This window comes from Streptomyces sp. NPDC126503 (genome assembly GCF_040302405.1).
GTDB lineage: Bacteria > Actinomycetota > Actinomycetes > Streptomycetales > Streptomycetaceae > Streptomyces > Streptomyces gulbargensis.
On sequence record NZ_JBEORS010000017.1, the window covers coordinates 98,661 to 116,731 of the forward strand.

Consider the following 18,071-nt stretch of genomic DNA (forward strand, 5'->3'; position numbering starts at 1 on the left):
GCCGTCCGCCGCACCCCCGTCCCCACGGGGCTGTTGGCCGGATGTCCCCGACCCGGGCCGCTCTCCCGGGTCCGGGGCGCCGTTCAGCGCCCCAGCATCACGCCCACGGACGACGCCTGTGTGACCACCGCTTCCCAGCCGCCGAAGACGACCACCAGCAGGGCCGCGAGAGGGAGGACCATGGCGGTGGCCACCAGGGGGTGACGGTGCCCCGAAGGGCGGGGTGTCGACCGCGGTGCCGTGTAGGCCATGGTTCCTCTCCTGTCGTGTCCGGCGCGGCGGGTGCGTGACCTCGGGGGACGAGTGCCGCACCCGCCGCTTGACCTCAACATTAGGGAGCCGGGAGCGGCGGGTCGTCATGCCCGCGTACCGACTTGCGGGCCTCCCGGAGGATGACGCCCGGACCCCCGGCGTACTCCCCTGGGTGGAGACGGCGGTGGAGATGTCGGGGACTTCCCCGAGGGGTGCGGAGCGGAGATACGGAACCGGCCACCGGGTGGCCGAAGAGGCTCGGCGGGGTGACGTCGCTCACGTCGTCGGTCCCGGCCCGCGTCCGCCGTCCCGCGAGGAGCTCCGGCGGCCGGCGCGAGCGCGCACCCTCCGTCCGGACGGCGCGTCAAGTGAAGGGAGCGGAGCGGGGGTTGGCGGAGGACGGGTACGGACCGCCGGGGGGTGTCCCCCTCAGCACTGACAATCGATCCGGGTGTGAGGGCGCGGCCTATGAGCACGCGGGGGCGCCACTACGTAAGCTGTGCCACGTCGAACGGACGAGGGGACGGACATGGCGATGATGCGGCTCCGGCGCGAGGATCCGCGGATCGTCGGGTCGTTCCGCCTCCACCGCAGGCTGGGGGCCGGAGGGATGGGGGTCGTGTACCTCGGATCCGACCGGCGCGGACAGCGTGTGGCGCTGAAGGTGATCCGACCCGATCTCGCCGAGGACCAGGAGTTCCGGTCGCGGTTCGCCCGTGAGGTGTCCGCGGCCCGGCGGATCCGCGGCGGGTGCACGGCCCGGCTGGTGGCGGCCGATCTGGAGGCCGAGCGCCCGTGGTTCGCCACCCAGTACGTGCCCGGCCCGTCGCTGCACGACCGGGTCGCCGAGGAGGGCCCCCTGCGGGCGGCGGACGTGGCCGCGATCGGGGCCGCCCTCTCGGAGGGCCTGGTCGCCGTCCACGAGGCCGGTGTGGTGCACCGGGACCTGAAGCCCTCGAACATCCTGCTCTCCCCCAAGGGCCCGCGCATCATCGACTTCGGCATCGCGTGGGCCACCGGGGCCAGCACGCTCACCCATGTCGGCACCGCCGTGGGCTCGCCCGGCTTCCTGGCACCCGAGCAGGTGCGCGGCGCGGCGGTCACCCCGGCCACGGACGTCTTCTCGCTCGGCGCCACCCTCGCGTACGCGGCGATGGCCGACTCCCCCTTCGGGCACGGCAGTTCCGAGGTCATGCTCTACCGGGTGGTGCACGAGGAGCCGCAGCTACAGGGAGTGCCGGACGCCCTCGCGCCGCTGATCAGGGCCTGTCTGGCGAAGGACCCGGAGGAGCGCCCGAGCACGCTGCAGCTGTCGATGCGGCTGAAGGAGATCGCGGCCCGCGAGGCGCAGGGGCTGCCGGCCTCCCGTCCGCCGGCGCAGCGGGACCGTGCCGAGGAGCGCAGCCACGTACGGCCGACCGAGCGGTACACCGAGCGCGACACCCGGGGCCGGTCCCCGGAGCGGGGGCGCGGGACGGGGCCGTCGTCGCGGCCCTCGGGCGGGCCCCGTACCGGTGGTTCCCGCAACCCTCAGTCCAGGCCGGGGACCCGCTCCACGTCCACGGGCCGGCGCCCCGCCAACCCGCGGCTGCTGCGCCAGCGCCTCTTCGTCTTCGTCGTGGTGACGCTGGTCGTGGCCCTGGGGATCGCCGCCGCGCAGGCACTCCAGGGCTAGGGGATATCCGGCACATCGCGTCCGACCCGGCCGGGGGCTACTCCGGGCGGCCCGAGGTGACCGCGTAGAAGGCGACGGCCGCCGCCGCGCCCACGTTGAGGGAGTCCACGCCGTGGGCCATCGGGATGCGGACCCACTCGTCGGCGGCCCGCAGGGCCTGGGGGGACAGCCCCTCCCCCTCGGCGCCGAGCATCAGCGCCACCCGGTCGAGCCGGTGCGGGGCCGCCTCGTCGATCGCGGTGGCCCGCTCCGCCGGGGTGAGCGCGAGCAGCTTGAAGCCCGCCTCCCGTACGGTCTCCAGGCTCCGGGGCCAGTTCTCCAGGCGGGCGTACGGCACGGAGAAGACGGCGCCCATGGAGACCTTGACGGAGCGCCGGTAGAGCGGGTCCGCGCAGTCCGGGGAGAGCAGGACGGCGTCCATGCCGAGGGCGGCGGCGCTGCGGAAGATGGCGCCGATGTTGGTGTGGTCGTTGACCGACTCCATGACGGCCACCCGCCGGGCGCCGGCGAGGAGTTCGGCGGCGCCCGGGAGCGGCTTGCGCTGCATGGAGGCGAGGGCGCCCCGGTGCACGTGGTAGCCCGTGACCCGCTCGGCGAGGTCCGGCTGGATCGCGTACACCGGCGCGGGGTCCTCGTCGATGACGTCGCGCATGGCGTCGACCCACTTGTCCGAGAGCAGCATCGACCGCATCGCGTAACCCGCCTGCCGGGCCCGGCGGATGACCTTCTCGCCCTCCGCGATGAACAGGCCCTCGGCGGGCTCGCGGCGGCGCCGCAGTTCGACGTCGGTCAGCCCGGTGTAGTCGCGCAGGCGCGGGTCGTCGGGATCGTCGATGGTGATGAGTTCGGCCACGGGGTGATACTGCCTTGTCCGGGGTGGAGTGCCAAAAGGAGCGCGGGGCGGGCGCCGGTCAGCGGACCGGCCTGCCGGGGCCTTCCGCGACGACGGGGCCGATCACGATGACGGCGGGCGGGCGCACGTCCTCGGTCCTGACGACCTCCGCCACGGTGGCGAGGGTGGCGTCGACCCGGCGCTGGGCGGCGGTGGTGCCCTCCTGGACCAGGGCGAGCGGGGTGCCGGGGTCCTTGCCATGGGCGACGAGCGCCTCGGCGATCTTCCCGATCTTGTCGACGCCCATGAGGATCACCAGGGTGCCGGTGAGCTTGGCGAGCGAGGCCCAGTCGACGAGCGAGCGCGGGTCGTCGGGAGCCACATGCCCGCTGACGACGGTGAACTCGTGGGCGACGCCCCGGTGGGTGACGGGGATGCCGGCCGCGCCGGGAACCGAGATCGAGCTGGAGATGCCGGGGACGACCGTGCAGGCGATGCCCTCGGCGGCGAGCGCCTGCGCCTCCTCCATGCCCCGGCCGAAGACGAACGGGTCGCCGCCCTTGAGGCGAACGACGGACTTTCCGGCCTTGGCGTGCTCGATGAGCGCGTGGTTGATGGCCTCCTGGGCCATGAAACGGCCGTACGGGATCTTCGCCGCGTCGATCACCTCGACGTGCGGGGGCAGTTCGTCCAGGAGGTCGCGCGGGCCGAGGCGGTCGGCGATCACCACGTCCGCCTCGGCGAGCAGACGCCGGCCGCGCACGGTGATGAGGTCCGGGTCGCCGGGGCCGCCGCCGACGAGCGCGACGAAGGGGGTCCGGGCCCGCTGCTGGGGGGCCGCGATCGAACCGTCCCTGAGGCCTTCGAGCACGGCGTCGCGCACGGCCGCCGAGCGGCGCGGGTCGTGGCCGGTGAGTACGGCCACGGTCACGCCCTCGCAGCGGCCGGTGGCGGGGGTCCAGGCGCTGGCGGCCTCGGCGTCGTCGGAGCGGACGCACCAGATCCGGCGGCGCTCGGCCTCGGCGGAGGCGGCGGCGTTGGAGGCCGGGTCGGTGGTGGCGACGAGCGCGTACCAGGCCTCGGCGAGATCCCCGTCCTCGTACCGCCGCTTGACCCAGGTGATCTCGCCGGCCTCGGCCATGGCCTCCACCGAGGGGGTCGCGGACGGGGAGACGAGGGTGATGTCGGCGCCGGCGGCGATGAGGGCGGGGAGCCGGCGCTGGGCGACCTGGCCGCCGCCCAGGACGACGACGCGTCGGCCCGCGAGGCGCAGGCCGACGGGGTAGGCGGGGTGCTCGGCGTGCGCGGGGTGCTCGGCGTGCTCGGCCATGTGCGGGCGGCTCCTCGGAGGGGCGTGCGGATGAGGGGGCCGCTGCGGCGGTGAAGCGGCTGGTGGGACGGGCGGTGGGCCCGTGCCCACGATATCGGTGAGGGGGGCCGGGCACGCTGTGACCCTTGTCCCTCGGGGCTCGCGGGAGGCCCCGGTGGTACGGGGAGGTGCCGTACGCACGGGGAGGCGGTACGGCTCCGGGTGGTGCGGGCCTGTCCGGCTCCGGGGCCGGGCGGGACCGCTTCGGTGGTGCGGGCCGGGGCCGGGCGGCGCAGGAGCCCGGCCCCGGGGTTCCGGGTCGGGCTCCTGCGCCGGTGCGGGAAGGCCCTACTTCTCGGTGACGCCCGCCGAGTCGAAGGTGGCCACCTCGTGCATCGCGCGGGCCGCGCTCTGCACCAGCGGCAGGGCGAGCAGCGCGCCGGTGCCCTCGCCGAGGCGGAGGTCCAGGTCGACCAGGGGACGCAGGCCGAGCTTGTTGAGGGCCGCCACGTGGCCCGGCTCGGCGCTGCGGTGGCCGGCGATGCAGGCCGCGAGCGACTCGGGCGCGATCGCCCGGGCGACGAGGGCCGCCGCCCCGGTGGAGACGCCGTCGAGGATGACCGGGGTACGGAGCGAGGCCGCGCCCAGGATCAGGCCGACGAGGGCGGCGTGCTCCAGGCCGCCGACCGCGGCGAGGACGCCGAGGGGGTCGGCCGGGTCCGGCTGGTGCAGGTCGAGCGCGCGCCGGACCACGTCCACCTTGCGGGCGTGGGTCTCGTCGTTGATGCCGGTGCCGCGGCCGGTGACCTCGGCGGGGTCGACACCGGTGTAGACCGAGATGAGCGCGGCGGACGCGGTGGTGTTCGCGATGCCCATCTCGCCGGTGAGCAGCGCCTTGTTGCCGGCGGCGACGAGGTCGCGGGCGGTCTCGATGCCGACCTCGATCGCCGCGAGCACCTCCTCGCGGGTCATCGCGAGGCCGGTGGTGAAGTCGCCGGTGCCCGGGCGGACCTTGCGCGGCAGGAGGCCGGGGGTGGCCGGGAGCTCGGCGGCGACGCCCACGTCGATGACGCAGACCTCGGCGCCGACCTGGTTGGCGAAGGCGTTGCAGACCGCTCCCCCGCCGAGGAAGTTGGCCACCATCTGGCCGGTGACCTCCTGCGGCCACGGGGTGACGCCCTGGGCGTGGACGCCGTGGTCGCCCGCGAAGATCGCGACGGCGGCCGGCTCGGGGATCGGCGGCGGGCACATCCGGGAGAGGCCGGAGAGCTGGGCGGAGATGATCTCCAGCATGCCGAGCGCGCCGGCCGGCTTGGTCATCCGCTTCTGCCGCTCCCAGGCCTCGCCGAGCGCCTTGGCGTCCAGCGGGCGGATGTTGGCGACGGTCTCCTGGAGGAGGTCGTGCGGCTCCTCGCCGGGCAGGGCGCGGCGGCCGTACGTCTCCTCGTGGACGACCCAGGCCAGCGGGCGGCGCTTGGACCAGCCCGCCTGCATCAGCTCGGGCTCGGCCGGGAACTCGTCGACGTAGCCGACGCAGAGGTACGCGACCACTTCGAGGTGCTCGGGCAGGCCGAGGGCGCGGACCATCTCGCGCTCGTCGAAGAAGCTGACCCAGCCGACGCCGAGGCCCTCGGCACGGGCGGCGAGCCAGAGGTTCTCGACGGCGAGGGCCGAGGAGTAGGGGGCCATCTGCGGCTGCGTGTAGCGGCCGAGGGTGTGGCGGCCGCCCCGGGTGGGGTCGGCGGTCACGACGATGTTCACCGGGGTGTCGAGGATGGCCTCGATCTTCAGTTCCTTGAACTGCTTGGCCCGGGCCTTCGGCAGCGAGTTCGCGTACGCCTCGCGCTGCCGCTGGGCGAGTTCGTGCATCGTCTGCCGGGTCTCGGCGGAGCGGATGACGACGAAGTCCCAGGGCTGGGAGTGGCCGACGCTGGGGGCCGTGTGGGCGGCCTCCAGGACGCGGAGCAGCACCTCGTGCGGGATCGGGTCGGAGCGGAAGCCGTTGCGGATGTCGCGGCGCTCGCGCATCACGCGCAGGACGGCCTCGCGCTCGGCCTCGTCGTAGCCGGGGGCCGGGGGCCCGGCCTCGGCGGCCGGCGCGGTCCCGGCGTCCTCGGCCGGCGCTCCGTCCTGGGCGGCGGGCGCGACGGTGACGGGCTCCGCGCTCTCGACCGGTGCGGTCGGCTCGGCGGGCTCGCCGGGTTCGTCGGCGGCGGGGGCGTCGGGTGCGAGGGCCTCGGCCGGGGCCTCGGCGGCGGCGTGCGGGGCCTCCGGAGCCTGCGGGAGCTCGGCCGCCGGGGCCTCTTCCGGGGTGCCGGCCTCCGTGGCGGCCTCCGGGAGCATCTCCGGCTCTCCGGTCACCTCCACGGGCACGGCCTCGGCGACGGGCTCGGCCACCGTGCCGGCCGGAGCGGTCTCCTCCACGGGGGCCGGCTCGACGGGGGCCGCCTCCTCGGCCTGCACGACCTCGGTCTGCGCGGGCTCGGCGGCGGCCTCGGGCACGGGCTCGACGGGCACGGCGGCCTCGGTGACGACCGGGGCCTCGGGCGCCTGCTCCTCGGGGAGCGGCTGGACGGCGGCCTCGACGGGCTGCGCGGGGGCGACGGCCGTCTCCTCGGCGGCCTGCGGGACCTCGGCGGGCTCCACGGGCGCGGCGGCCTCGGCCGGCAGCGCCTCGGGTTCCGGACGGGCCTCCACGGGCTGCGCGGCCGGCTCCGCCCGGGTCACCTCGGCGGCGGGCAGCGGCCCGGCCTCCGCCGGAACGGGCTCGGCGGCCGGGGCCTCGGCGGGCATTCCGGCGGCCTCCTCGGGAACGGCGACCGGTACGGCCTCGGCGGCGGGTGCGGCGGCCGGCTCGCCCTCGCGCGGCGCGGGGACGGTCGGCTGCGCGACGGCGGGCTGCTCGGCCACGGCCTCGGGTGCGGGCGCGGGCTCCGCGGCCGGCTGGGGCTGGGGCTCGGCCTGGGCCTCGGCGGGAAGGGCGGCCGCGTCCTCGGACGCCTCGGGAGCCTCCTGCGGCGCGGGCGCCTCGGCCGGGGCCGGGGCGGGCTCCGCGACGGGCGTCGGGGCCAGGTGCGGGGCGGTGGGGACGGTGCCCTCCACCTGGACGAACCGGCCGGCCGGCGGAACGACCGTTTCTTCGGGGACTTCGGTTGCCTGGGGCTGCGCCGGCCACGGCTCGGCACCCTGCGGGGCGAGCTGCCGGCCCTGTCCGAGCGACTGGTCCTGCGCGATGTCGAAGTACTCGGGACCCGTGGTGGGCGGCCCCGGGTTCCGTACGGGCATGGGCGCGGGCGCCGTCGCCACGACCGGCTCGGGCGCCGGGGCCGGCGCGGGCTGCGGCGCGGGAGCGGGGGCCGTGGCGGGGCCTCGGTCGGCGAGGGAACGGACGACGCCTCCGGTGCCGTCGGGCACGACCGGGCCCATGTGCAGCGGGCGGCGGCCGTGCTGCGGCCCCGGAGCGGTGGCCGGCGGCGGGACGCGGACCCCGCCGAGGTCGACGGAGCCGGTGTCCCGGCCGGCGGCCTCGTGGGCACCGGTGTCGAGGATGCCGGGCTCGTATCCGTGGTCGGTGACGACCGGCTGCTCGTGCGGCGCGGCGGGGACGCCGTGCGCGGGGGTGCCGTGCGCGGGGGTGCCGTGCGCGGGAGTACCGGCTCCCTGGGGCGGGAGCGGCACGCCCTGCGGCGGGGTGGCAGCCGCCGGGGCGGTCAGCTGGTCGGCGAGGACGGCGGAGTCCGGCAGTGGGCCCGCGAACGGGTCGGTCACCGGGTCGCCGGCCTGCGGGGCCTCCGGAGCGGGCACGCCGTGCTGCGGCGCGCCCTGGTGCGGTGCCTCGTGGCCGGGCGCCACGGGTGCGGCGGGCGGGGGCGGTACGGCGACCGGCGGAGCGGGCGTGGCACCCGGCGGCTGCTCGCTCCAGGCTCCCTGCGTGCCCGGCATCAGGAGCAGGTCGTCGTCCTCGGCTGTGTGCTCGGAGGGGTCCAGGTAGGTGTACGCAGCCGGCGCGGGAACGCCCGGCTGCTCGACCATGCCTGCGTTCTCCGGCAGCCCCTCGCCCGGGATCTGGCCGGTGTCCGTCATGCGTACCCCTCGCCCATCGGTTGTGCTCCTTCAGACCTTCGCCCGTCGACAAGAACGAGCGTCCGCGTCGCGCGGCACGGAGGACGCGCGGACACCCAAGCATTGTCGCGGCCCTCGGCCATCGTGGCAGGGAGATCCGCCACGGTGCGCTGTGGACTGCGCCACGTCGCGCGGTCCCCCCGTTGCTCCGTACCACATCAGCGGGCCAAAAGGGCCAGCGTTTCAGGACATTGACGAACAGAACGCCGAACGTCCGGGTGCGGTACAACAATCCGCCAGCCTACCTGGCCCGGTGGGGCGGGGCGGTCAGGGGTGGGGCTGCCCGGCCCGGTGCGCGGGCGGGTCGACGCGGCGTCCGGAGAGCAGGAAGACGACCGACCGCTCGCGCTCGGACCAGTCGTCCGGGTCGAGCCCGACCGTCTGGAGGAGGAGGCTCTCGACGGTGTAACCGCCGGCGGTGAGGGCGGTGCCGACGGACTCGGCCTCGTCGCGGGTGGAGGCGTGGGCGACGATGCGTTCCGGGCGCCGGTCGGTGCAGGCGGTGACGACGGGGACGCCGCCGGCCCCGACGCGGACGACGTCCGGCTCGGGCAGGCTCTCCAGGACGTGCGGGGCCCGGCCGTGCACGGTCTGGAGGGGGACGCCGTGGCGGCGGGCGGCCGCGGTGGTGCGGGCGCAGGCGTCGGGGTCGAGGTCAACGGCGATGACGGCGGCGCCGAAACGGGCCGCCTCGACGGAGAACGCACCGCCGGCGCAGCCGATGTCCCAGACCAGGTCACCGGGGCGGGGTCCGAGGCGGGCCAGCTGGGCGGCGCGCAGGGCCGGGTCCTCGCCCGCCCGGGTGCGGGGCGCGCCGCCGGGCCCGTACTCCTCGGCGGGCAGGCCCCAGCCCCGTACGGTACGGGCCGCCGGGTCCTCGCCGAGGAGCCAGGGGGCGCCGGCGGCTCCGGGGGTGCCGCCGGCGACGCCGCCGATGACGAGGACGACGTTGGGGTCGCGCCAGCTGTGGTCGGCGGCCTTGTCGGAGGTGAGGACGGAGACCTGCTCGCGGGCGGTGCCGAGTTCCTCGCAGACGACGAAGGTGCGGTGGACGCCGTCGAGGAGCAGGGCGAGTTCGGCGGGGCCCGCGCCGGGCGAGGTGAGGACGGCGACCTTGGGGTGGGCGCGGCAGACGTTGACGGCGCGGCGCAGGGTGCGCTGGTGGGCGACGACGACCTTGGCGTCGTCCCAGGGCATGCCGGCGCGGGCGAAGGCGGTGGCGACGGAGGAGACGGCGGGGACGACCTCCACCTCCAGGCCGTGCTCGGGGGCGCGCAGGGTGCGGACGACGCCGAAGAATCCGGGGTCGCCGTCGGCGAGGACGACGGCGGTGCCGCGGTGGCCGGCGATGCGGCGGGCGGCGAGGTCGAGGCTGCCGAGGCGGACGCGTTCGGCGCCGGGGGGTACGTCCGGCAGTACGAGGTGGTGGGCGGCGCCGGCCACGAGGGTGGCGGCGCGGAGCGCGGACCGGGCCGCCGAGGTGAGCGGCGAGCCGTCCCAGCCGATCACGGTGACGCGGTCGGCCATCGTCGTCTGTCTCCTGGGGTGGTGTGCGGGTCGCCGCGGGTCGGACACGGGTCGAACGCGGCGGAAGCGTGCCGAGCGGGTCGAGCGTACCCGGAACGGACGCGGACCCGGCGCGCCGCCCGGGGCGCGTGCCGGCCGTCTCGGGCCGGTGGAGGGCCGGTGGTCAGCTCCAGTCGGCGAAGGTGGAGTAGCCGGCGTCGGCCATCTGCTCGGCGACGCCGTCGAGATCCTCGGGGAGGAGGCTCCAGACGATGAGGTCGGTCCGGATGTCGGCCCAGTCTCCGGCCTCGGTCTGGCTCCGCGCTATCCAGGCGTTGCGCAGGACGCCCTCGCTGATGCAGCCGATCTTCTGCGCGACCTGCTGGGAGGCGGTGTTGTCGGCGGCGGTGCGCAGTTCGAGGCGTTCGAAGCCGCGGTCGCCGAACAGCCACTGGGCGACGGCGAGGACGGACTCGGTGGCGTAGCCCTCGCCGCGGGCCCAGGGGGCGGTGACGTAGGCGACCTCGGTGGCCTTGGTGCGCCAGTTGGTGCTGTGGAGGTGGACGGTGCCGACGAGGCGCTGGGTGAGGAACTCGGTGACGGCGAAGACGATGCCGTGGCCTTCGGTTCGTTCCGCAGGAGCGATCCTGCGCACCCAGTCCTCGGCGTGGGAGCGGGTGTAGGGGTGCGGAACGGAGGTCCAGGCGACGACGAGTTCGTCGTTCATCATCTCGACGAAGGCGGGGATGTCGGCCTCTTCGTACGGGCGCAGCACCAGCCGGTCCGTGCTGATGGAGATGTCCGGAAAGGTGGTAGTCATGCGCAGCTCCGTAGCGAAGACCGTCCGTTGAGACCGTGAACGCACAGCATGCAGCATGGGACGGCGCGTGCGCATGGCCGGGTGCGGGGTGGCGGGGGCCGTGCCGAAGGCCCCGCGCGCCGGTGGGGCGGGCGGGGCCTTCGCGCGGGAATCCTGCGCGGCGGGCGTTACTCGGCGGCGCCGAAGGCCGGGATGACCGAGCCCTTGTAGGTGTCCTCGATGTACTTCTTCACCTCGGGCGAGTTCAGGAGCTTCGCGAGCTTCTGCACGCGCGCGTCGTTCTCGTTGCCCTTCTTGACGGCGAGGAAGTTGGCGTACGGGTTGCCGTCGGCCTTCTCCAGGACGAGGGCGTCCTTGGCGGGCTGCAGGTCGGCCTCGAGGGCGTAGTTGCCGTTGATGACGGCGGCGTCCACGTCGTTCAGGGCGCGGGGCACGGTGGCGGCCTCCAGCTCCTTGAACTCCAGGCCCTTCTTGTCGGTGATGTCGGAGAGCTTGGCGTTGGTGCCCACGCCCGGCTTGAGGGTGATCAGGCCGTTGTCGGCGAGGAGCTGGAGGGCGCGGCCGCCGTTGGTGGTGTCGTTGGGCACGGCGACGGTCTGGCCGGACTTGATGTCCTTCACCGACTTCAGCTTCTTGGAGTAGAGGCCGAGCGGCTCCAGGTGGACGTCGACCACGGGGACGATGGTGGTCTTGTTCTTCTGGTTGAAGTCGTCCAGGTACGGCTTGTGCTGGAAGAAGTTGGCGTCGACCTGGCCGGACTGGGTGGCGGTGTTCGGCAGGACGTAGTCCGTGAACTCGCGGACCTCCAGCTTGAGGCCGGCCTTCTCGGCGAGGTTCTTCTGGACGAAGGTGAGGATGTCGCCGTGGGGCGTGGGGGACGCCGCGACGACGAGGGCCTTGGAGGCGTCGCCGGAGCCGCTCGTGGAGGAGGACGGGTCCGAGGAGGTGCCGCAGGCGGTGAGGCCGAGGGCGAGGGCGGTGGTGGCGGCGAAGCCGGCGGTGAGCTTGATGTTCTTACGCACGAAGAGTGCCTCTTTCGGGTGGAGCGGTGGACGCCTGGACAACAAGTCCGGGCTGTTCTTCGGTGGACGAAGCCTTGAGGGGGCCGGTCGCGGTCAGGCGGTGCGGCCGCGGCGGGCGAGGAGCCGTACGACTCCGTCGCCGATGAGCTGGACGACGGTCACGAGGACCACCAGGACGACGACGGTGACCAGCATGAAGGTGGTGTCGAAGCGCTGGTACCCGTAGGTGACGGCCTTGGATCCGAGGCCTTCGCCGCCCACCGCGCCCGCCATCGCGGAGTAGCCGATGAGCACGATCACCGTGGTGGTGACGGCGGAGACGAGCGAGGGCAGGGCCTGCGGCAGGAGCACCTTGCGGACGATGGTGGGGATGCCGCCGCCCATGGCCTGGACGGCTTCGACGAGTCCGTGGTCGACCTCGCGGACGGCCGTCTCGACGAGGCGCGCGAAGAAGGGGATGGCGCCGATGGCGAGCGGCACGATCATCGCGGTCGGGCCGATGAAGGTGCCGACGACGAAGGTGGTGAAGGGGATCAGGGCGATCAGCAGGATGATGAACGGCAGGGAGCGCCCGATGTTCACGATCGCGCCGACGATCTTGTTCACCGGCCGGTTCTGCAGCAGTCCGCCCTTGTCGGTGAGGACGAGCAGGATGCCGAGCGGCAGGCCGCCCAGCACGGTGACGACGGTGGCCCAGAGGACCATGTAGAGGGTGTCGACGGTGCCCTGCTCCAGCAGGGGCCGCATCTCTTCCCAGGTCACTTGGCACCTTCCTTGACCAGCAGCGGCGTTCCGGCGGCCTCGCCGTGTTCCGCCTGTTCCGGCTGTTCCTCGACGATCTCGACCTGGAGGCCCTGCTCGCGAAGGAAGCCGACCGGGACCACGTTCTCCTCGTACCGTCCGGGCAGTTCGATCCGCATCCGGCCGATCTGCCTGCCGCCCACGGTGTCCATCGCCGCCCCGAGGATCGAGATGTCGATGTTGTAGGTCCGGGACAGCTGGGAGATGACCGGCCGGGTGGCGGCCTCGCCGTGGAAGGTGACGTCCACGACCGTGCGGTCGGGGCCGGTGGAGTGGCCGCTGACCGGGAACAGCTCGGCCGCCAGCTGGGAGCCGGGGGTGGCGAGCAGTTCGCTCACGGTGCCGGACTCCACGATCCGGCCCCGCTGCATGAGGGCGGCCGAGTCGCAGATCGTCTTGACGACGTCCATCTCGTGCGTGATGAGGAGGACGGTGAGGCCGAGCTGCCGGTTGAGGTCGCGGAGCAGCTGGAGGATGGAGCGGGTGGTCTCGGGGTCGAGGGCGCTGGTGGCCTCGTCGGAGAGGAGCACCTTCGGGTTGCCGGCGAGGGCGCGGGCGATGCCGACGCGCTGCTTCTGGCCGCCGGAGAGCTGTCCGGGGTAGGCCTTCGCCTTGTCGGCGAGGCCGACGAGGTCGAGGAGTTCGAGGGCGCGGCGGGAGCGCTCGGCGCCGGAGACGCCGAGGATCTCCAGGGGGAGTTCGATGTTGTCCTTGACCGTGCGCGAGGACAGCAGGTTGAAGTGCTGGAAGACCATGCCGATCCGGCTGCGGGCCCGGCGCAGGTCCTTGCCGGCGCGGCGGCTGCGGCCGACGAGGGCGGTGAGGTCGACGCCGTCGACCGTCACGGTGCCGGAGGTGGGACGCTCCAGGAGGTTGACGCAGCGGATGAGCGAGGACTTGCCGGCGCCGCTCTGGCCGATGACGCCGTAGACCTCTCCTTCGCGGACGTGGAGGTCGACGCCGTCCAGAGCGGTGACCTGGCGGCCGCGCGACTCGTAGACCTTGGTCAGGCCCGAAGTGGTGATCACAGGGGTTTCCGTCACTGTCGAGTGCGCGACGCGGGGTCCGCCGTGCACGGGGCATTCGTCATTTCGGACAGTCAGGCGCACGGGAGGCGGCTCCGGCGGTGGCCGGGGCAGCGGTGCGCGGGGCAGGCACGGTCCGCGCCGGTGGGCGGCGGAACGGCTGGCCGTCGGGGTCTCGCTTCGGGGCGCGAGGCTCGGCGGGGGCCCTCAGAAGGCGCACATTCGACACATACAACGAGCACCGGGCGTCGTGTTCGCCTCGGTCGCAAGGGTGCGGCTGCTCGTCGTGGTCATGTCTGCAAGTAAAACATGCGCGGCTGCGAACGGAAGCAGCCTGTCCGCATACCGGACAGCTGTGAGACGCCCCGCGGACGGCCGGAGCCGCTGGGCCGGTCCGCCGCTCCTGCCCCGTAGGGCCGGGGTGTACGGGCTCCGCCGGGCCGCGCGCCGGCCGGCGGAACCGGCCGCGAGGGGCCCCGGATGTGGTCAAGGCCACGGCCCGGGGGCCGCGCGCATCGGACCATTCCGGCCGTAATACGCTCGGGCGCATGCTCGACGCCCTGACGGTCGCGGTCTGTGTGGCCGCGCTCGCCCTCGCCGCCTGGTGCGGCTTCGCCGCCTACCGGGACCAGCCGACCAAGGACTGGCACTTCATCGGCATGGCCGTGGTGACCCTCCTGGTCCTCGCCCAGCTGATCGTGGGCATCGTGCAGCTGGCGCGCGGCGAGAAGGCGGAGGAGGGCACCACCATCTTCGTCGCCTACCTGCTGGGGGCGCTGTGCGCGGTGCCGGTGGCCGGGTTCATGTCGCTCGCCGAGCGCAGCCGGTGGGGGTCGGCGACGGTCGCGGCGGGCGCGGTCGTCCTCGCGGTGCTCGAAGTGCGTCTCCACGACATCTGGACGGTGGGCTGATCATGGGCGGGACCCGGGAAGCGCGGGAGACGGCGGCCGGCGGCGGGCGGACCCGGCTGGTGTCCGGTCCCGGCATGCTGGTGGTCTGGCTGTACGGCGTGATGTCGGTGGGCGCGGCCTCCCGCTCGGTGTACGAGATCGCCGCGAAGTTCGACCAGGCACCGCTGGCCTACTCGCTCTCGGCCGTGGCGGCGGTCGTGTACGTCTTCATCACGTACACCCTGGTGCGCGGCGGCGAGACGGCCCGCAGGGCGGCGCTGGTGTGCTGCGCCGCCGAGCTGGCCGGTGTCCTGGTCGTGGGGACCTGGACGCTGCTCGAACCGTCCGCCTTCCCCGACTCCACGGTCTGGTCGGAGTTCGGCTACGGCTACGTCTTCATCCCGGTGCTGCTGCCGCTGACCGGGATCTGGTGGCTGCGGCGGTCCCGCGCAGCCTGAGGCGGCGTCATGCGTCCACCGGCGCCACGGCGTCACGGGGCCACCGTCTTCGCGCGGGGCGGCCCGGCGGTCTTCCGGTAAGTCAGGCGGCCTTCTCCAGGGTCACCAGGGTGAGCCGGGGACCGAGCGCGCGGGTGGCGACCCGCTCGTACCCCTTCCTCCGGTAGAGCCGCAGGTTGCCCTCGCTGCGGTGGCCCGTGTCGAGCCGGAAGCGCTTGGCGGACGGGACCTCGGGGCGGCCGGTCGTCGCGAAGTGCTGCTCGATGGCGTCGAGGAGCCGGCCGCCGAGGCCGTGCCGGCGCAGCCGGGGGTGGACCATCAGCCTGGTGATCCGTACCGTGCCGTCCTCGTCGGCGACGCCCCGCACGGAGGCGACGATCTCGTCGCCGAGCCGGGCCACGAGGCCGTGCCCCTCGGCCAGTTCGGCGCGCAGGGCGTCGAGCGACTGGGTGAGCGGTTCGATGGACCAGTCCCCGTACAGCTCCGCCTCGCTCTGGTAGCAGAGGTACTGCAGCTTCAGGATGTGCTCCGCGTCCTGCGCGTCCGCGCTTGAGATGGTCACACTCATGCCCATGTGTGCACGCCTCCCGCTCATCTGGTCCACCGACGGTTTACCGCACCCTTCCCCTCCGGCCGGGGACGGGAACCTCCGCAGCGAGCATTCTGCGCAGGCATCCCAGGCAACGGGAACGCATCGGCCCCAGACTTCCTTGTGACATACCCAACGCTCCTGCGATTTCCCGGTAGGTGGGGTCGGCGGGGTCGAGCATCGCGGCCAGCAGCCGGGGGCAGCGGCCGGGCGTCCGGGTGACGGCGGCGCGGATGGTGCGGCGCCGTTCGGCGTCGAGTGCGGAGGCCTCCGGGGAGTCCGCCGCCTCGCCGCCGTGCGGGCCGGAAGCGGGGTCGTCCCGGTAGGGCCGCTCGCGCAGGGCGGCGCGGCGGCAGCGGCGGGCCTCGGCGCGGACGGCCCGGCGCAGCCATTCGGCGGGGCGTTCGGGGGCGCCGTCGTCCCGGATGCGTTCCAGGAGCCGGAGCCACACGGCCTGTTCGAGGTCGCCCGGTTCGACGCCGGCGGCCGCGGCCTCCGCCTCGGACTCGGCGGCGAGGAGCGGGGTGAGGGTGCGGAGCAGGGCTTCGGGCGAGGTGGGGGGAGTCATGCCCGGCACGATGCGGCCGGGCGGGGGGCCGGTTGCGCACCGGGCGGTAAACCACCCGGGCGGGGGTACGGGCCGCGGCCGGCGCGCCCGTACCCCCGAGGACCGCGCCCCCGGTGTCAGCGCCGTCCGGCGTCGGCGGCGGCGAGGAGGGCCGTGTCGGGGTTGTCGGAGAAGATCCCGTCGATCCCGGTCTCCAGGTAGCGCTTGAGGGCGCCGAAGGAGTCGCCGTAGGCGGCGGGGTCGGTGCCGCGGCGGAAGTCGGCCGGGAGGAAGGCGTTCTCGTTGCGGTGGGTGTACGGGTGGAGGATCAGGCCACGGGCGTGGGCGTCGCGCACGAGGGTGGTCGGCTCGCCGAGCCTGCCGTCCGCGTCCTTGGGTATGACGAGGTCGAGGAGCGGGCCGATGCCCTGGGCGAAGGAGGCGATCCAGGCGAGGCCCTCAGGGGTGACGAGGTCGGCGACGGTACGGGGGTCGCCCGACTGCCGGAAGTCCCACGGGCGGTCGTCGGGGGTCCAGAGCAGGACGACACGCGGGGTGGCGACGAGCTTCGCCATGCGCCGCATGCTGGTGGGCTCGAAGGACTGCAGGAAGGTCGGCGAGTCGGCGCGGTGGCGTCCGTACCGGCGCAGGAGGACGGCGAGACGTTCCTCCAGGCCGAGGCCGAGGCCGCGGAAGTACGTGGGGTGCTTGGTCTCGACGTGGAGCCAGATCTCCCGTCCCCGGCGGCGGCCCTCCGTCTCGGCCCAGCGCAGCACCTCCTCGAAGGTGGGGACGGTCCAGCGGCGGTCGTAGAGGGTGTTCTCCTGGCGCGTGCCGGGGATGCGCTCCTTGGCGCGGAGCGTCTTGAGCTCGGCGAGCGTGAAGTCCTCGGTGAACCAGCCGGTGAGGGTGGTGCCGTCGACGTCCTTGGTGGTCCTGCGGGAGGCGAACTCGGGGTGGTCGGCGACGTCGGTGGTGCCGGTGATGTCGTTCTCGTGGCGGCAGACGAGGTGCCCGTCCTTGGTGGGGACGAGGTCCTGTTCGATGACGTCGGCGCCGAGGTCGAGGGCCAACTGGTAGGAGCCGAGGGTGTGTTCGGGGCGGTAGCCGCTGGCGCCCCGGTGGGCGATCACGGTGGGGACGGGCAGGGAGCGGTAGCCGCGGCCCCGGCCGGGCCCGTGGTCACGGCCGGGGCGGGGGCCCCGGTCGTCGGCCTGCGCGGTGCCGGCGGCCGTCAGCGCCGTGGAAGCGCCGAGGGCGGCCGCCCCCACCGCTCCGAGGACCGTCCGCCGTGCCGGGGTCGGGCGCGCGCCCTGAGTCATGAAGTACCTCCTGTGTGATGTCCCGCACGTGTCGGCGGTGTCCCCGACCGTAGGCAGGGAGCCCCTACGGACGGCAGACCCAGGTCGAACATGGCGGAAACTCACGTCAACACTGTGTATCCAACCGGTGAACCCGATGTGCGCACGGTGGTGACCCGCGAGTATCGTCGCCAGCTGCACCGTCGGCCCGCTGACCCGCGTCCCACCCGGAGGAACCGTTGTCCCGTCTCGCGATCATCAAGGCAGTGCTCGGGCCGGTCATGCGCCTGATGTTCCGCCCCCGCGTGGAGGGGGCGGAGAACATCCCCGGCACCGGGCCCGTGATCCTGGCCGGCAACCACCTCACCTTCATCGACTCGATGATCATGCCGATCTGCCTGGAGCGTCAGGTCTTCTTCATCGGCAAGGACGAGTACGTGACGGGCAAGGGCCTCAAGGGCCGCGCGATGGCGTGGTTCTTCACCAGCGTCGGCATGATCCCGGTGGACCGGGACGGCGGGCGCGGCGGGGTGGCGGCGCTGATGACCGGCCGCCGGGTCCTGGAGGAGGGCAAGATCTTCTCGATCTACCCGGAGGGCACCCGCTCCCCCGACGGCCGCCTGTACCGGGGCCGTACGGGCATCGCGCGGCTGACCCTGATGACGGGGGCGCCGGTGGTGCCGTTCGCGATGATCGGCACCGACAAGATCCAGCCGGGCGGCGCGGGCTTCCCCCGGCCGGGCCGGGTCACGGTGCGCTTCGGCGAGGCGATGGAGTTCTCCCGGTACGAGGGCATGGACCGCGACCGGTACGTGCTGCGGGCGGTGACGGACTCCGTGATGGCGGAGGTCATGCGCCTGTCGGGTCAGGAGTACGTGGACATGTACGCCACCAAGGCGAAGGCCGCGTAACGCGCGCGGAC

At 74.2% G+C, this 18,071-nt stretch carries 16 protein-coding genes; 4 read left to right on the top strand and 12 right to left on the bottom strand.

Features of this window, described 5'->3' with window-relative positions:
* Positions 1-83: 83 nt before the first annotated feature.
* Positions 84-251, bottom strand: a complete 168-nt coding sequence (locus ABTY40_RS22010) for a hypothetical protein (RefSeq protein WP_309053726.1) — start codon at positions 249-251, stop codon at positions 84-86.
* A gap of 530 nt (positions 252-781) precedes the next feature.
* Between ABTY40_RS22010 and ABTY40_RS22015 the strand changes: the two genes are divergently transcribed.
* On the top strand, positions 782-1,927 hold the full coding sequence (locus tag ABTY40_RS22015; protein WP_352061087.1) for a serine/threonine-protein kinase: 1,146 nt from the start codon (positions 782-784) through the stop codon (positions 1,925-1,927).
* Between the two features lie 37 nt (positions 1,928-1,964).
* On the opposite strand, the gene ABTY40_RS22020 is transcribed toward ABTY40_RS22015, so the two are convergent.
* The 8 genes from ABTY40_RS22020 to ABTY40_RS22055 form a co-directional block, all read right to left on the bottom strand.
* On the bottom strand, positions 1,965-2,780 hold the full coding sequence (locus ABTY40_RS22020) for a TrmH family RNA methyltransferase (RefSeq protein ID WP_352061088.1): 816 nt from the start codon (positions 2,778-2,780) through the stop codon (positions 1,965-1,967).
* Between the two features lie 58 nt (positions 2,781-2,838).
* Positions 2,839-4,089 carry a uroporphyrinogen-III C-methyltransferase gene (cobA, locus tag ABTY40_RS22025; protein WP_352061089.1) on the bottom strand — a complete coding sequence of 417 codons (1,251 nt, stop codon included), beginning with the start codon at positions 4,087-4,089 and terminating at the stop codon, positions 2,839-2,841.
* Positions 4,090-4,416: 327 nt separating this feature from the next.
* Entirely contained in the window at positions 4,417-8,151 is a 3,735-nt protein-coding gene (gene cobT, locus ABTY40_RS22030) for a nicotinate-nucleotide--dimethylbenzimidazole phosphoribosyltransferase (protein ID WP_352061090.1), read from the bottom strand.
* Between the two features lie 306 nt (positions 8,152-8,457).
* Positions 8,458-9,717, bottom strand: a complete 1,260-nt coding sequence (gene cbiE, locus ABTY40_RS22035) for a precorrin-6y C5,15-methyltransferase (decarboxylating) subunit CbiE (protein WP_352061091.1) — start codon at positions 9,715-9,717, stop codon at positions 8,458-8,460.
* Positions 9,718-9,880: 163 nt separating this feature from the next.
* Positions 9,881-10,516 (bottom strand): GNAT family N-acetyltransferase, encoded by a 636-nt coding sequence (locus tag ABTY40_RS22040; RefSeq protein WP_345282298.1) that lies wholly within the window; start codon positions 10,514-10,516, stop codon positions 9,881-9,883.
* Between the two features lie 167 nt (positions 10,517-10,683).
* Positions 10,684-11,538 carry a MetQ/NlpA family ABC transporter substrate-binding protein gene (locus ABTY40_RS22045; protein ID WP_352061093.1) on the bottom strand — a complete coding sequence of 285 codons (855 nt, stop codon included), beginning with the start codon at positions 11,536-11,538 and terminating at the stop codon, positions 10,684-10,686.
* Between the two features lie 93 nt (positions 11,539-11,631).
* Entirely contained in the window at positions 11,632-12,300 is a 669-nt protein-coding gene (locus tag ABTY40_RS22050; protein ID WP_309051334.1) for a methionine ABC transporter permease, read from the bottom strand.
* Positions 12,297-13,367 (bottom strand): methionine ABC transporter ATP-binding protein, encoded by a 1,071-nt coding sequence (locus ABTY40_RS22055; RefSeq protein ID WP_352061095.1) that lies wholly within the window; start codon positions 13,365-13,367, stop codon positions 12,297-12,299. Before ABTY40_RS22055 ends, ABTY40_RS22050 begins: the two co-directional genes overlap by 4 nt.
* A 545-nt stretch (positions 13,368-13,912) precedes the next feature.
* Between ABTY40_RS22055 and ABTY40_RS22060 the strand changes: the two genes are divergently transcribed.
* On the top strand, positions 13,913-14,275 hold the full coding sequence (locus ABTY40_RS22060) for a hypothetical protein (protein WP_309051336.1): 363 nt from the start codon (positions 13,913-13,915) through the stop codon (positions 14,273-14,275).
* Positions 14,276-14,277: 2 nt separating this feature from the next.
* A complete protein-coding gene (locus ABTY40_RS22065; RefSeq protein WP_345282305.1) occupies positions 14,278-14,712 on the top strand; it encodes a hypothetical protein in 435 nt (144 codons plus the stop codon).
* 82 nt (positions 14,713-14,794) lie between these two features.
* Here ABTY40_RS22065 and ABTY40_RS22070 read toward each other — a convergent pair whose 3' ends face one another.
* The 3 genes from ABTY40_RS22070 to ABTY40_RS22080 all read right to left on the bottom strand — a co-directional run bounded on the left by ABTY40_RS22070 (position 14,795) and on the right by ABTY40_RS22080 (position 17,170).
* Positions 14,795-15,286 carry a GNAT family N-acetyltransferase gene (locus tag ABTY40_RS22070; RefSeq protein WP_352061097.1) on the bottom strand — a complete coding sequence of 164 codons (492 nt, stop codon included), beginning with the start codon at positions 15,284-15,286 and terminating at the stop codon, positions 14,795-14,797.
* Between the two features lie 37 nt (positions 15,287-15,323).
* On the bottom strand, positions 15,324-15,869 hold the full coding sequence (locus ABTY40_RS22075; RefSeq protein WP_352061098.1) for a sigma-70 RNA polymerase sigma factor region 4 domain-containing protein: 546 nt from the start codon (positions 15,867-15,869) through the stop codon (positions 15,324-15,326).
* A 116-nt stretch (positions 15,870-15,985) separates the two neighbouring features.
* Positions 15,986-17,170 carry a glycerophosphodiester phosphodiesterase gene (locus ABTY40_RS22080; RefSeq protein ID WP_352061099.1) on the bottom strand — a complete coding sequence of 395 codons (1,185 nt, stop codon included), beginning with the start codon at positions 17,168-17,170 and terminating at the stop codon, positions 15,986-15,988.
* A gap of 218 nt (positions 17,171-17,388) precedes the next feature.
* Here ABTY40_RS22080 and ABTY40_RS22085 point away from each other — a divergent pair, with 218 nt between their 5' ends.
* Entirely contained in the window at positions 17,389-18,060 is a 672-nt protein-coding gene (locus ABTY40_RS22085; RefSeq protein WP_309055250.1) for a lysophospholipid acyltransferase family protein, read from the top strand.
* Positions 18,061-18,071: the final 11 nt, after the last annotated feature.